Genomic DNA, 13,829 nt, shown 5'->3' with positions numbered 1-13,829 from the left:
GGTGGGGAGGATTCTTTTGGTGTTGAATTGAACGGCATGGTTCCGTCGCAAGGCCAGATTTTCGCGCCAAGCCTGAGGATGACGATACAGGTCTAGTGACGCGGGGGATCAGGAATGTGTAAGCAGGTGCGGCATGGGCAGGCAGTTTTGACGGAGGCCGCACTTGATGATCACCACCCCTCGCCTGCGGCTGCGCCAGCCCGAACTTGGCGACTTTGAAGCCTACGTCGCGATGTGGTCGCATCCGGATATTCTGGTTCACATGAGTTCCGGCTCGTTCACGGTCGAGCAGATGTGGACGCGCTTTCTGCGGCAGGCCGGCGGATGGCACTATCTGGGGTTCGGTTATTTCTCCATCGAGGAGCGCGAGACGAAGCGGTTTGTCGGGCAGATCGGGTTTCAGGATCTCAGGCGCGAGATTTCGCCTTCGCTGACAGGGTCGATGGAGGCCGGGTGGACGATCCATCCGCAAGCGCAGGGGCTCGGCTATGCCAGCGAGGCCGCGAAGGGGCTGTTTGACTGGGGGGCCGAGAAATTTGCTGGGAAGAGAGCGACCTGCATCATCGCGCCGGAGAACGGGCCTTCGTTGCGGATCGCGGCGAAGATGGGGATGACGGAGTTTGCCCGCAGCACCTATCAGGACAAGCCGGTGGTGATGTTCGAGCGGGTGTTGTGAGGGCGTGACCGGGGGAACTCCGCGCGTGCGGCCCCCTCATCCGCCCTTCGGGCACCTTCTCCCCGTGGGGGAGAAGAGGAAGTCGAGCGAGACGTAGCGCCTCAGATTAAAAAGAAACCGGCATCTGGCCTTGGGCCAGATGCCGGATGATGTGTCTCACGGACGCGTTGGTGCCTGGCCCCTCATCCGCCCTTCGGGCACCTTCTCCCCGCAGGCGGGGAGAAGGAAGCGGCGTCACGCTGCTTTGGCGCTTTCGCCGTAGGGGTTGAACCGGCCGTAGAAGGTTTCGCCCTTGGCGGCCATGTCCTTGAGGAGCGGGGTCGGCTGGAAGTGGTCGCCGTATTCCGCGGCGAGCTTTTCGCAGAGTGCCACGAAGGTCTTCACCCCCATGCCGTCGATGTAGGAGAGCGTGCCGCCGGTGTAGGGGGCAAAGCCGAAGCCGAGGATGGAGCCGACATCGGCTTCGCGCGGGTCGGTGACGATGCCCTCTTCCATGGTGCGGGCGGCCTCCAGCGCGATGGTGACGAGCAGGCGCTGCTTGAGCACTTCGACATCGACCTCGTCGGCCTTCTTCTGGGCGAACATGTCCTTCAGGCCCGGCCAGAGGAACTTCTTGGCGGGCTTCGCCGGATATTCGTAGAAGCCCTTGCCGTTCTTGCGGCCGCGGCGGTCGAGGTCGTCGACCATCTTGTTGATCAGCGCCATGTGCTTCGGCTCGACCGAGGCTTCACCCAGATCGGCGATCGAGGCCTTGAGGATCTTCTGGGACAGATCGATCGCCACCTCGTCGTTGAGCGACAGCGGGCCGACCGGCATGCCGGCGAACTTGGCGGCATTCTCGATCATGATCGGCGGCACGCCCTCGATCAGCATGTCATAGGCTTCGTGGATGTAGCGGAAGACGCAGCGGTTGACGTAGAAGCCGCGGGTGTCGTTGACGACGATCGGGGTCTTCTTGATGGCCGCGACGTAGTCGAGTGCGACGGCGAGCGCCTTGTCGCCGGTTTCCTTGCCGAGGATCACTTCCGTCAGCATCATCTTCTCGACGGGCGAGAAGAAATGCACGCCGATGAACTGGGCCGGGCGCTTCGAGTTCTTCGCAAGCCCGGTGATCGGCAGGGTCGAGGTGTTGGAGGCGAAGATCGAGCCCTCGGGGAGCACGGCTTCGACCGCCTCGATGACGGACTTCTTCACGTCGCGGTCCTCGAACACGGCCTCGACGACGAGGTCGGCATCCGAGAGCGAGGCATAGTCGGCGGACGGGGTGATGAGGGAGAGCAGCTTTTCGCCGTCTTCCTTCGACATCTTGCCCTTGCCGACGGCGCCGGCGACCAGGCCCTCGGAATGGGTCTTGCCCTTGGTCGCGGCTTCGATGTCACGATCGATCAGGGTGACCGGGATGCCGGCGGCAGCCGTCACATAGGCGATCGATGCGCCCATGAAGCCGGCGCCGACGACGCCGACCTTGTTGAATTCGGACTTCGGCACACCGGCCGGGCGGCGGGCGCCCTTGCCGAGCTCCTGCATCGAGACGAACAGCGAGCGGATCATCGAGAAGGCTTCGGTGGTCTGGACGATCTCAGTGAAATAGCGCTGCTCGACCTTGAGCGCGGTATCGAAGGGCAGCTGCAGGCCCTCATAGACGCTCTTCAGGATGGCGAGGGCGGCCGGATAGTTGCCGGCGGTCTCGCGGCGCAGGATGGCGGATGCGGCCGGCCAGAGCTGGGCGGCAGCCGGCGTCCAGATGCCGCCGCCGGGAACCTTGAAGCCCTTCTCGTCCCAGGGCGCGACGGGCTTCAACCCGTCCTTGATCATCTGTTTGGCGGCCGGGATCAGCTGGTCGGGCTCGACCACCTGGTGGACGAGGTTCATCGCCTTGGCGCGCGAGGCGGTGAGCGACTGGCCGGTGGTCATCATCTGCAGGGCGTCCTGCGTGCCGGCGAGGCGGGCGACGCGCTGCGTGCCGCCGGCGCCGGGGAAGATGCCGACCTTGACTTCCGGCAGCGCCAGCTTCACCGACTTGGCATTGGAGGCGACGCGGCCGTGGCAGGCGAGCGCCAGCTCGAAGGCGCCGCCCATGCAGGTGCCGTTGATCGCGGCGACCCAGGGCTTGCCGTTGGTCTCGACCTTGCGCCACAGCCAGGACATGCGGCCGGCGGCGTCGAACAGCTTCTTGACGGCGCTGTCCGGGTTGTTAGCCTTTTCTTCCTCGAGCATGGCGAACATGCCCTTGATCATGGTGAGGTCGGCGCCGCCGGAGAAGGTCGACTTGCCCGAGGTGAAGACCACACCCTTGACGGCGGCGTCGGCGACGGTTTCGTCCACGATCTTCTCGATCTCGTCCATCACCTCGACGGTGAAGACGTTCATCGACTTGTCGGGCATGTTCCAGGTGACCAGCGCAATGCCGTCGGCGTCGGTCTCGATGGTGAAGTTCTTGTAGGTGCTCATGATGGGATTCCTCTTCCCTTGAAATTCAGTGTTGTGCAGAGCAGCCCCCTCACCCGGCCTCCGCTTCGCTCGGCCACCCTCTCCCCGAGGGGAGAGGGGGAGCGGAGGCGCTGCGGCAGTTGCCCTTCTCCCCAGCGGGGAGAAGGTGCCGGCAGGCGGATGAGGGGGTGCCCCATCAAACCCGTTCGATGATCGTCGCCGTACCCATGCCGGCGCCGATGCAGAGCGTGACGAGCGCGGTGTTGAGGTCGCGCCGCTCCAGTTCGTCGAGCACGGTGCCGAGGATCATGGCGCCGGTGGCGCCAAGCGGATGGCCCATGGCGATCGCGCCGCCGGCGACGTTCATCACGTCGTGGCTGACGTTGAAATGCTGCATGAAGCGCAGGACGACGGCGGCAAAGGCCTCGTTCAGTTCGAACAGGTCGATGTCGGAAATCTTCATGCCGGTGCGGGCGAGAAGCTTCTCGGTGACGTCGACCGGGCCGGTGAGCATCAGGGCCGGATCCGAGCCAATATTGGTGAAGGAACGGATGCGGGCGCGCGGCTTCAGGCCCATCGCCTCACCACCGGCCCTGGAGCCGACGAGAACGGCAGCCGCGCCGTCGACGATGCCCGACGAATTGCCGGCATGGTGGACATAAGTTACCTTCTCGATTTCCGGATGGGCCTGGATGGCGACGGCTTCGAAGCCGCCCATCTCGCCCGGCATCTGGAAGGAGGGATTGAGGCCGGCCAGCGATTGCATGTCGGTGGTCGGGCGCATGTGCTCGTCGCGGTCGAGGATGACAAGGCCGTTCTGGTCCTTCACCGGGATGACCGACTTGGCGAAATGGCCCTTTTCCCAGGAGGCGGCGGAGCGCTTCTGGCTCTCGACGGCATAGGCGTCGACGTCGTCACGGCTGAAGCCGTATTTGGTGGCGATCAGGTCGGCGGAGACGCCCTGCGGCATGAAATAGCCGGGGAAGTTGACGGAAGGGTCCATGTACCAGGAGCCGCCCGCCATGCCCATGCCGATGCGCGACATGCTTTCCACGCCGCCGGCGATGACGATGTCGTCGGAACCGGCCTGGATCTTACCGGCGGCAAGGTTGATCGCGTCGAGGCCGGAGGCGCAGAAGCGGGAGATCTGGATGCCGGGGGCGGAGAAGGCATAACCGGCCTCGAAGGCGGCGGCCTTGGGGATGACGGCGCCGGCTTCCATGACCGGATCGACGCAGCCGAAGATGATGTCGTCGACGGTCGAGGTGTCGAGACCGTTGCGGTCGCGCAGCGCCTCGAGCGTCTTGGCGGCAAGGCGCGGGGTCGGCACTTCGTGCAGCGATCCGTCCTTCTTGCCGCGCCCGCGGGGGGTGCGCACGTGGTCGTAGATGAAGGCTTCAGTCATGATTCTCTCCCTTGGGGCGCGCGGGCGCCGAAATTTCCTTGTCCCTCTTCTCCCCAGCGGGGAGAAGTGCCGAGCGAATGCGAGGCGATGAGGGGGCCGGATGCGCAAGCGCCCCCTCATCCGGCCCTACCGGGCCACCTTCTCCCCGGTGGGGAGAAGGGGAGGATCAGAACGCTTCTGCCGCCATTTCCATGACGCTGTCGGCGCCGGCCTCGATGCGGATCTTGCGCAGCGCGGTTTCCGGCATGATCTTCTCCATGAAGAAGCGGCCGGTCAGAAGCTTGTTCTTGAAATAGTCGGCATCGCCGGTGCCGGCGGCCAGGTTTTCGTTGGCGGCCTTGGCCATTTTCGCCCACATGTAGCCGAGGGTGACGAGGCCGAAGAGGTGCATGTAGTCGGTCGAGCCGGCGCCGGCATTGTCGGGCTTGGCCATGGCGTTCTGCATGAACCACATGGTCGAGGCCTGCAGGTCGTTCAGGCCCTTCTTCAGCGACTTGGTGAAGAAGGCGAGGTTTTCGTCATTGCGGTTTTCTTCGCAGAAATCGCCGATTTCCTTGAACATGGCCATGACGGCGCGGCCGCCATTGGCGCCGAGCTTGCGGCCGACGAGGTCGAGCGCCTGGATGCCGTTGGCGCCCTCGTAGATCATCGCGATGCGGGCATCGCGGACATACTGGCTCATGCCATGTTCTTCGATATAGCCGTGGCCGCCGAAGACCTGCTGGGCCATGACGGCATGATCGAAGCCCTTGTCGGTCAGGACGCCTTTCAGGATCGGGGTGGCGAGGCCGAGCAGGTCGTCGGCCGTCTGCTTTTCGGTCGCGTCACCCGAACGGTGGGCGATGTCGGACTTCAGCGCGGTCCAGAGCGTGAAGGCGCGGCCGGCTTCGGTGAAGGACTTGATGGTCAGAAGCGCGCGGCGGATGTCCGGGTGGACGATGATCGGGTCGGCCTTCTTGTCCGGCGCCTTGACGCCCGACAGCGAGCGGCCCTGGATGCGCTCGCGCGCATAGTTGACGGCGTTCTGGTAGGCGACTTCGGCGATCGACAGGCCCTGGAGACCGACGCCGAGGCGGGCCTCGTTCATCATGACGAACATGGCGGCAAGGCCCTTGTTCTCGGCGCCGAGCAGATAGCCGGTCGCCTCGTCATAGTTCATCACGCAGGTCGAGTTGCCGTGAATGCCCATCTTGTGCTCGATCGCGCCGCAGGAAACGGAATTGCGCGCGCCGACCGAACCGTCTTCGCCCACCATGAACTTCGGCACGATGAAGAGCGAGATGCCCTTGGTACCTTCCGGGGCGCCCTCGATGCGGGCGATCACCAGATGGATGATGTTGTCGGTCATGCCGTGTTCGCCGGCGGAGATGAAGATCTTCTGGCCGGAAATCTTGTAGGAGCCGTCTCCCTGCGGAACGGCCTTGGTGCGCAGCAGGCCGAGATCGGTGCCGCAATGGGGTTCGGTGAGGTTCATGGTGCCGGACCATGTGCCCTCGACCATCTTCGGCAGGTAGGCCTGCTTCTGCGCGTCGGAACCATGCACGAGGATGGCGGCGATCGCGCCCTGGGTCAGGCCCGGATACATCATCAGCGCCATGTTGGCGGACGACATGTATTCGCCGACGGCGGCGTGCAGCGTGTACGGCAGGCCCTGGCCGCCGAATTCCTGCGGCACGGCGAGACCGATCCAGCCGCCCTGACAATAGGCGTCATAGGCCTCCTTGAAGCCCTTCGGCACCGTCACGCTTCCATCGTCGTGGCGCTTGCAGCCTTCCTGGTCGCCGGAGAGATTGAGCGGGAAGAGCTGTCCTTCGGCCAGCTTCGCGGCCTCGCCGACAATGGCCTCGATCATGTCGGGCGTCGCATCCTCGAAACCGGGCAGGTTGTGGTAGCGTTCGAGACCGAGCACGTCGTTCAGAATGAATAGGGTGTCGTTTACCGGGGCCTTGTAGACGGGCATGAATCATCTTCCTCCGAGACTGGATACCGGACGGGGTCCGGGTGGCTTCAGGCTATATATAAAATATTGACGTTTGCGTAAACGTCAATATTTGCCGTCACGTCGATTTTTTGGTGTCCGCTCGATCGACCAACCGCTTCCCCGCCGCCTGCCCCGACGGCTCCCCGGTCGCCAGCCCGACGGCTCCTTGCGACGAAGATAGTCAGCAATCGTTAAAAGTTTTTTCAGGCCGGTTAACGGGTTGTTTACCACGTTTCGTGAATTGTTGCGGGTGAAAGGTGATGATCCGCACTGCGTCGCGCCGCCACCCGGACAACCGGTCGACGTCGATGCCGCGCAGCCCTTCCGGGACACGCCGGAAGGAAGCGACCATCGCCACGTCCGACACTCCGCAGGGCCCATGTGCGGGACGACCTGAACCGAAGCGAGCAAGACCATGAACGGATCGCGATCTACTCCTTCCCGCCAAGGCGGCGCGTCATCGCTCGATGCGTTGAACCGCACGATCGAAGGGCTGGAAGCACGCATCGAGGGCCTGATGGGAACCACGGCGCGCCCGCGCCCGACGGAAGAGCCACGCCGCGAGGGTGTGCGCGAACGGGTCGAGGATCGGCTCTCGCGGTCCGAGCCAGACCATCGACCCGATCCGCTGGCCGAAATCCGCAAGCGCCAGCGCATGCTCGAGGAAAGCCGCTTTCGTCCCGCCGATCGCTCCACCGATCGCCTCGCTGCGCCTGCCCGTAGCGAGCGCATGGCCGAGCGCATCGACCCGGCTGCGGCCATGACGCAGCCCCGTGCCGTTGCCGCCCAGGCACCGGCCGCCTATCCGGCGGACGCCATCACCCGCGAAATCACCCAGGCCCTGCTGGGGCTGCGCCAGGAGCTGAAACAGGACATTTCCGAGGGCCTGGCGCGCGAGATCAGCGGCCTGCGCAACGAAATGCGCGGTATCCGGCAGATCGCCGAAGAGCAGCGTCCATCGGCCGACATGCGCGAGGACATCGCTCGCCTGGCCGAGAGCATTCATCATCTGGGCCAGGTCAAGGCGCCTGGCGCCGACGGCCTGCGCGCCGAATTCGAGGACCTGCGCTCGCTGATGGACGGGCTGGCTCGCGAGGATTCCGTGCGCCACATGGAAAGCCGCTGGGAGCAGATCGAGGAGCGCCTGGAGGACATCGATCCCGCAGCGTTGCGCGACGAACTCGTGCGCCTGGCCGAACGGCTCGACGACATCAAGGCCCATCTCGGCAAGATGGGCGACAATCGCGCCATCCATGCGCTCGAGGACAAACTCGTCACGCTCGCCGCGGCGCTCGAACATATCGGCGCCCATATCGATCCGAGCGAGCGGATGATGCAGGAGCAGTTTGCCGGCATCGACATGCGCCTCGACGAGATCACCCGGGCGATTGCCGCAGGCACGCGCGGCGCCAGCGCCAATCCCGACAACTCCACCTTCCAGCGCATCGAGGACCGGATCGCCGGTCTCGCCCGGCAGATCGAGATTCTCGCCCATAACCCGCAGCCGGAGACGGATGTCGCCGGCGAGCTCGCCAACCGGATCGAAACGCTTGCCGCACGCATCGAGGAACTGACCGCCGAACAGGCCGCCAACCGGCTCGAGGAGCGACTCGACCACCTGTCGCAGCTTCTGGAGCGGGCACAGACGCCGATGCCGCAGCCGGAACTGACGGGCTATCTGGCCGATATCTCGCGCAAGATCGACGCCCTCGACCACGGGGCGATCAACGACCGGCTGGCCGACCGTCTCGACATTCTTGCGCGTCGCATCGAAGAAATTGACGTTGCGGAACCGACCCCGGCACGGATCGACGACAGCGTGCTTCGCCACTTCGAGGAGCGCCTCAATGCCGTCGTCGACCGGCTGGAGGAGACCAGCGCGACACCGGCTGGTGACAATGCCGGCCTGCGCGGCCTTGAAGAGCAGATCGCCCATCTTTCGGCGCTGATCAGCAGCCCCGCCGCCGGGTCCGATACGGCCAGCCCCTTCGCCGGCCGGATCTCGGCGCTCGAAGACTATATGGCGACCAGCGACGAATACATCATCGAGGCGGCGCGCCAGGCCGCCGAAACCGTGATGGAAAGCTATGCCCGCCAAATGCCGGCGGAGCGCGGCGGCACGACCGATGTCGCGGCGCTCTCCGCCTTGTCGGAGCACCTGCGCGAATTGCAGGACTACAGCCGTAATTCCGAGGAGCGAACCCACCGGACCTTCGAGGCCCTGCACGACACGCTGGTGCAGATCGCCACCCGGCTCGACCAGATGGGCGAAGGCCCCGAGCACCCCGCAGCCGCAGCCGCGCCATCGGCGGCTTCTCCCGCGGCTGCGCACCCGGCCGAGGCTGCTGCCATCCAGCCCGCCGCGGCGATGGCGCCATCCGCCGCTGCACCGCAGACGGTCAACGGCCATGCGCTTGAGCGTGAGCAAGTCGATACGCTGCTGATTGGCGAAACACCGATCTCCGATGGTCCGCGCGGCGAAAGGAAGGCCGAGAAACCCGGCCTGCTCGCCGGTCTCGGCAAGCGCCTGCTGCCGGGACAGAAGAAGGAGGAGGCAACCGCATCCGGACGCCGCCACATCGATCAGGCCCCGTCGATCGACCCGGTCGAGGTGCTGCCGCCGGAAGAGGCGAACGAACTGCTGGAGCCGGGTTCCGGCGCGCCCGACGTGCGCAAGATCCTGGAACGCGTGCGGGCCAGCCAGACCAGTCAGGGGGCCAAGGGGAGCCCCGAGGCCGATGCGGACCGCGCCGACTATATCGCCGCCGCGCGCCGCGCCGCCCAGGCCGCGGCCATGGAGATGGAAAGCACGCCGAGGAGCATCACCGCCGCTCCGGCCAACACGGGTGAAAAGCTCTCCAGCCTGGCCCGCTACCGCCGGCCGATCATGCTGGCCGTCGGTGCGATCCTGCTCGCCGCCATGGCGATGCCGCTCATCAACACGCTGACGCGCGGCGAGGCGCCGCCGGCCGCGATCGAGGCTCCGACGGCAGAGGAAAGCAGCCTTGCGCCGTCCGCCGACGATGCGCAGACACTGCCGCAGGCCGCCGCCGCACCTGCATCGGCCGAGGCGCTCGAAACCGCCGCGGAGCCGGAGATCGGCGAACCGTCGCTCACGCCCGAGGCGCCGTCCCAGGCCAGCGCGGCGCTGGTCGAAGGCGCGCCGCTCGGCGAGAGCAATCCCGATCCGCTGATGCCCGCCGGCGAAGGCGAGGTCCAGGTCGACGGGTTTGCCGCGGCACCGGGTACTGCCCCCGCCGCTGCAACCTTGGACACGACGACTGCCGCCCAACCCGCTCCGGAACAGCCCCAGGCGCAGACCCAGGCCGCCGAGATCACCGTTCCAGCGGAAATCACGCCGCCATCGCTCTCGCTTGCCGCCAAGCAGGGCGATCCGCTGGCGCTGTTTGAAATCGGCGCGCGCTACACCGACGGTCGGGGCGTCCCCGGCGATCTCGCCGAAGCGGCCAAATGGTACAAGCTTTCGGCCGACCGGGGTTTCGCCCCCGCCCAGTACCGGCTTGCCAACCTTTACGAGAAGGGCACGGGCGTGCCGCGTGACATCGCCGCGGCGAAGTTGCTCTACGAGCAGGCGGCTGCCGCGGGCAATGCGAGCGCCATGCACAATCTGGCCGTTCTCCACGCGTCCGGCAGCGACGGGGCGCAGGACTATGCCAAGGCGGCAGAATGGTTCGGCAAGGCCGCCGATCTCGGCGTTTCCGACAGCCAGTTCAACCTGGCGATCCTCTATGCCCGCGGCAATGGCGTGCCGCAGGACCTCGAAGCCTCCTACAAGTGGTTCGCGCTGGTGGCCAAGGAGGGCGACAAGGATGCAGCGCAGAAGCGCGACGAAGTGGCCAATGCGATGAAGCCGGACCAATTGGAGCGGGCGCGCGCAACGGTCGACCTGTGGAAGGCCAAGCCGCTCGACGTCAACGCCAATTCGGCCAATGTGCCGGACGAATGGGTCGGCAAGGGCCTGAAGACCGCCAGCGTCGACATGAAGAAGGCGATCCGCAACATTCAGGCGATCCTCAACAAGAACGGTTTCGAATCCGGCACGCCGGACGGCGTGATGGGAGCCAAGACGGTCTCCGCCATCAAGGCCTTCCAGACCTCGATCGGCCAGGAGCCGACCGGCCAGGTGAGCGACAAACTGGTGAACGAACTCCTGGCGCGCAACAAATAAGGGCGATGCGTCATAAAAATGGAAAAAAGCCGGCGTATGGCAGGCACACGAATTGACTCGCCCTGCCTGCGGGCGCAAGAAAGAACTGACATAGGTCAAGTCCGATCAAGGACTTGAGCCTGTTTCGCTTTCTGCCGAACACAGGCGGCATCCCCGACTTGACCCCCTCTTGAACCCGCTCCCGCGGGCCGGCGCATTTGAGGTCTAAGCGTGACGATCTACCTGCCGATCGCAGAACTTTCGGTCAACATCTTCATCATTCTCGGGATGGGTGCGGCCGTCGGTTTTCTGTCCGGCATGTTCGGCGTCGGCGGCGGGTTTCTCATCACGCCGCTCCTGATCTTCTACAATATCCCACCGGTGGTCGCGGTCGCGACCGGCGCCAACCAGGTGGTCGCCTCGTCGGTCTCCGGCGCGATCACGCATTTCCGCCGCGGCACGCTCGACGTCAAGCTCGGCCTGGTGCTGCTTGTGGGCGGCCTGGTGGGGGCCTCGCTCGGCGTCTTCATCTTCTCCTGGCTCCGCCGGCAGGGCCAGCTCGACCTCGTCATCTCGCTGCTCTACGTGGTCTTCCTCGGAGCGGTCGGCGCTCTGATGCTGATGGAGAGCCTGAACGCCATGCGGCGCGCGGCGCGGAACGAACCGGTCAGCCTGAAGCGGCCGGGCCAGCACAACTGGGTGCATCGCCTGCCGTTCAAGATGCGCTTCAAGAAGTCGAAGATCTACCTCAGCGTCCTGCCGATCATCGCGCTGGGCTTCGCCATCGGTATCCTCACCTCGGTCATGGGCGTCGGCGGCGGCTTCATCATGGTGCCGGCGATGATCTATCTCCTGCGCATCCCGACCAATGTCGTGGTCGGGACCTCGCTGTTCCAGATCATCTTCACCACCGCCTACACCACAGTGGTGCAGGCAGCGACCAATTATTCCGTCGACATCGTGCTGGCCTTCATCCTGATGGTGGCCGGGGTGATCGGGGCGCAATACGGGGTTCGGGTCGGCCAGAAGCTGCGCGGGGAGCAGCTGCGCGCGCTGCTCGGCCTGCTGGTCCTGGCCGTCGGCCTCAGGCTTGCCGTCGAACTGGTGCTGACGCCGGACGACCTCTACTCGATCGCGATCGGAGGCTGACGATGCGCCGGCTCCTTTTCGCGCTCCCGACCCTGGCACTGCTGCTATATGGCGGTGTGGCCGCCGCGCAGGTGCCGCTCGCCACCGACATGACCGGCAAGGAGGGCCTCGACATCGGCACCTCCACCAGCGAGATCGCCATCACCTCGGATTTTCGCGGCGCCGATCTCACGATCTTCGGTTCGGTCACCAATAGCGACACGCTGCTGCTCGCCATCGGCCAGTATGATGTGATCGTGACGCTGGAGGGGCCGCGCGACGATACCACGGTACGCCGCAAGGACCGGGTGTTCGGCATCTGGGTCAACCGGACCTCGATGACCTTCGAGCACATGCCGACCTCCTATTCGCTGGCGAGCACGCGGGCCCTGTCGGAGATCACCAAGCCGCAGACCCTGACCGATCTGGGCATCGGCATCGACTACATGGCGCTGACGCCGACCGGCTACCTCAGCAGCTCGGCCAATCTCAAGGATTTTCGCGAGGCCTTCCGCCGCATCAAGCAGACCGGCGGCCTGTATCAGGGGGAAGACGCGGGCGTCCGCTTCGTCAGCTCCAGCCTGTTCAAGGCGACGCTGAGGCTGCCCGCCAGCATTCCCGACGGCGTCCATATCGTCCATGCCTACCTGTTCAAGACGGGCGAATTCATTGCCGAGCGGGAACTGCACCTCAGGGTGATCAAGACCGGCCTCGAAGATTCGATCTCGCGGGCGGCGCACGAGAACCCGCTGACCTATGGCCTGCTGTCCGTGCTGCTGGCGCTGATCACCGGCTGGGGCGCGAGCCTGATCTTCCGGCGGGACTAAGAGACAGCCTTTTCCATCCTCGCCTTGACGTCGAGATAGGCCGCCGTCAGCCGGGCCAGCGCCGAAGGCGTGTCAGCGGGCATGGGCGTGCCGAGATGAAGCGCCCGGAGTTCGGCCATGAAATCCCGCCAGAGGTCTCGCCCGCCCTTTTCCAAAAGTTCGGCGCGGATCGCCAGGTCCTCCGACACGTCCAGATATTTCCGGCCCCAGGCGCCCATCTCGGCAAACAGCGGCACGAGATCGATCGACATTTCGGTGAGGCTGTAGATGCCCTTCTGCTTGTGGCTGGGATCGTCGGCACGGCTGAGCAGTCCCTTGTCGACCAGCTTCTTCAGGCGGTCGGCGAGAATGTTGGAGGCGACCCCCTCCTCGGAATTCTGCAAGAGCTCGCGGAAATGGCGGCGGTTGCCGAACATCACGTCACGGATGACGATCAGGCTCCAGCGATCGCCGAGAATTTCGAGCGTCAGATTGATCGGGCATCCGGAACGGTGGGATTCGGACATGGCATCTCCTGTCGACCAGTTGCGATCTGCCATCAGTTGAGTTAAAAGACAACCGATTGCATATTGAAAGCGGTTTTGAACATTTGCACGGGAGGACAGCATGCGCAAACTGATCATCTGGAACCTGATGACCCTCGACGGCTATTTCGAGGGAAAATCCCCCTGGGACCTCACCTATCACCAGCTCGCCTGGGGCGAGGAACTGAGAGCCTATTCGCTGGAGATCTGCCGACAGGCCGACCTGCTTGTCTTTGGCCGTAAAACCTACGAGGGCATGGCGGCGCATTGGGTCGACGCCACCGAAGAACTCGAGATCAAGGAGTATATGAACTCGATCGCCAAGATCGTCGCATCGCGGACGCTGGCGCATGCCGACTGGAACAACACCCGCGTCGTTCGCGACATCGTCGGCGAACTCGCCACGCTGAAGGCGCAGCCGGGAAAGGACATCTTCGTCTTCGGCAGCGCCGAAATGGCGGACAGCCTGCTGAAGGCGGGACTGATCGACGAGATGCGGATCTGCCTGGTGCCGGTCGTGCTCGGCGGCGGCAATCCGCATTTCAAGCCGGCCGAGACCCCGATGGTGTTCACGCTGCTGGAGGCCCGACCGCTGAAGACCGGCGGTGTGGTCTTGCGCTACGCGCCGGCGCCGGCGAGTTGACGGCGCCCTTGGCGCGAACGGTGCGCGCATGGCGATCGATCAAAGCG

Annotated in this window: 10 protein-coding genes; 5 read left to right on the top strand and 5 right to left on the bottom strand. The window is 65.0% G+C overall.

Annotated features, from left to right (window positions below; translation table 11 throughout):
• The first annotated feature begins 166 nt into the window (after positions 1-166).
• Positions 167-676, top strand: coding sequence for a GNAT family N-acetyltransferase (locus DYZ14_RS20415; RefSeq protein ID WP_232365620.1), 510 nt, complete (start codon positions 167-169; stop codon positions 674-676).
• A 234-nt stretch (positions 677-910) separates the two neighbouring features.
• Here the strand turns inward: DYZ14_RS20415 and DYZ14_RS20410 are convergent, their stop codons facing one another.
• The 4 genes from DYZ14_RS20410 to DYZ14_RS20395 all read right to left on the bottom strand — a co-directional run bounded on the left by DYZ14_RS20410 (position 911) and on the right by DYZ14_RS20395 (position 6,850).
• A complete protein-coding gene (locus tag DYZ14_RS20410) occupies positions 911-3,127 on the bottom strand; it encodes an FAD-dependent oxidoreductase (protein ID WP_154722396.1) in 2,217 nt (738 codons plus the stop codon).
• Positions 3,128-3,302: 175 nt separating this feature from the next.
• Positions 3,303-4,511 carry an acetyl-CoA C-acetyltransferase gene (locus tag DYZ14_RS20405; RefSeq protein ID WP_154722395.1) on the bottom strand — a complete coding sequence of 403 codons (1,209 nt, stop codon included), beginning with the start codon at positions 4,509-4,511 and terminating at the stop codon, positions 3,303-3,305.
• 166 nt (positions 4,512-4,677) lie between these two features.
• Positions 4,678-6,471, bottom strand: a complete 1,794-nt coding sequence (locus tag DYZ14_RS20400) for an acyl-CoA dehydrogenase C-terminal domain-containing protein (RefSeq protein ID WP_154722394.1) — start codon at positions 6,469-6,471, stop codon at positions 4,678-4,680.
• 202 nt (positions 6,472-6,673) lie between these two features.
• Complete coding sequence (locus DYZ14_RS20395) at positions 6,674-6,850, bottom strand: hypothetical protein (protein WP_154722393.1); 177 nt, start codon at positions 6,848-6,850, stop codon at positions 6,674-6,676.
• Between the two features lie 57 nt (positions 6,851-6,907).
• Here DYZ14_RS20395 and DYZ14_RS20390 point away from each other — a divergent pair, with 57 nt between their 5' ends.
• From DYZ14_RS20390 to DYZ14_RS20380, 3 genes are all read left to right on the top strand, one after another.
• Positions 6,908-10,681 carry an SEL1-like repeat protein gene (locus DYZ14_RS20390; protein ID WP_154722392.1) on the top strand — a complete coding sequence of 1,258 codons (3,774 nt, stop codon included), beginning with the start codon at positions 6,908-6,910 and terminating at the stop codon, positions 10,679-10,681.
• A gap of 210 nt (positions 10,682-10,891) precedes the next feature.
• Positions 10,892-11,809, top strand: a complete 918-nt coding sequence (locus DYZ14_RS20385) for a sulfite exporter TauE/SafE family protein (RefSeq protein WP_154722391.1) — start codon at positions 10,892-10,894, stop codon at positions 11,807-11,809.
• 2 nt (positions 11,810-11,811) lie between these two features.
• The gene (locus DYZ14_RS20380; protein WP_154722390.1) at positions 11,812-12,615 is read left to right on the top strand and encodes a TIGR02186 family protein; all 804 of its coding nucleotides are present in this window, start codon (positions 11,812-11,814) and stop codon (positions 12,613-12,615) included.
• On the opposite strand, the gene DYZ14_RS20375 is transcribed toward DYZ14_RS20380, so the two are convergent.
• Complete coding sequence (locus DYZ14_RS20375) at positions 12,612-13,121, bottom strand: winged helix-turn-helix transcriptional regulator (RefSeq protein WP_154722389.1); 510 nt, start codon at positions 13,119-13,121, stop codon at positions 12,612-12,614. The genes DYZ14_RS20380 and DYZ14_RS20375 overlap by 4 nt on opposite strands.
• Positions 13,122-13,221: 100 nt before the next feature.
• Between DYZ14_RS20375 and DYZ14_RS20370 the strand changes: the two genes are divergently transcribed.
• Complete coding sequence (locus tag DYZ14_RS20370) at positions 13,222-13,782, top strand: dihydrofolate reductase family protein (protein ID WP_154722388.1); 561 nt, start codon at positions 13,222-13,224, stop codon at positions 13,780-13,782.
• Positions 13,783-13,829: the final 47 nt, after the last annotated feature.

The sequence above is a fragment of the Ciceribacter sp. T2.26MG-112.2 genome (genome assembly GCF_900492205.1).
GTDB lineage: Bacteria > Pseudomonadota > Alphaproteobacteria > Rhizobiales > Rhizobiaceae > Allorhizobium > Allorhizobium naphthalenivorans_A.
The sequence above is the reverse complement of the archived record's forward strand: the minus strand, read 5'-3'. Positions and strand labels throughout refer to the sequence as shown.

What these genes read in the sequence shown, in the direction of transcription:
- DYZ14_RS20415 (WP_232365620.1), top strand. Translation starts at nt 167, where the DNA reads ATGATCACCACCCCTCGCCTGCGGCTGCGCCAGCCCGAACTTGGCGAC.
- DYZ14_RS20410 (WP_154722396.1), bottom strand. Translation starts at nt 3,127, where the DNA reads ATGAGCACCTACAAGAACTTCACCATCGAGACCGACGCCGACGGCATT.
- DYZ14_RS20405 (WP_154722395.1), bottom strand. Translation starts at nt 4,511, where the DNA reads ATGACTGAAGCCTTCATCTACGACCACGTGCGCACCCCCCGCGGGCGC.
- DYZ14_RS20400 (WP_154722394.1), bottom strand. Translation starts at nt 6,471, where the DNA reads ATGCCCGTCTACAAGGCCCCGGTAAACGACACCCTATTCATTCTGAAC.
- DYZ14_RS20390 (WP_154722392.1), top strand. Translation starts at nt 6,908, where the DNA reads ATGAACGGATCGCGATCTACTCCTTCCCGCCAAGGCGGCGCGTCATCG.
- DYZ14_RS20380 (WP_154722390.1), top strand. Translation starts at nt 11,812, where the DNA reads ATGCGCCGGCTCCTTTTCGCGCTCCCGACCCTGGCACTGCTGCTATAT.
- DYZ14_RS20375 (WP_154722389.1), bottom strand. Translation starts at nt 13,121, where the DNA reads ATGTCCGAATCCCACCGTTCCGGATGCCCGATCAATCTGACGCTCGAA.
- DYZ14_RS20370 (WP_154722388.1), top strand. Translation starts at nt 13,222, where the DNA reads ATGCGCAAACTGATCATCTGGAACCTGATGACCCTCGACGGCTATTTC.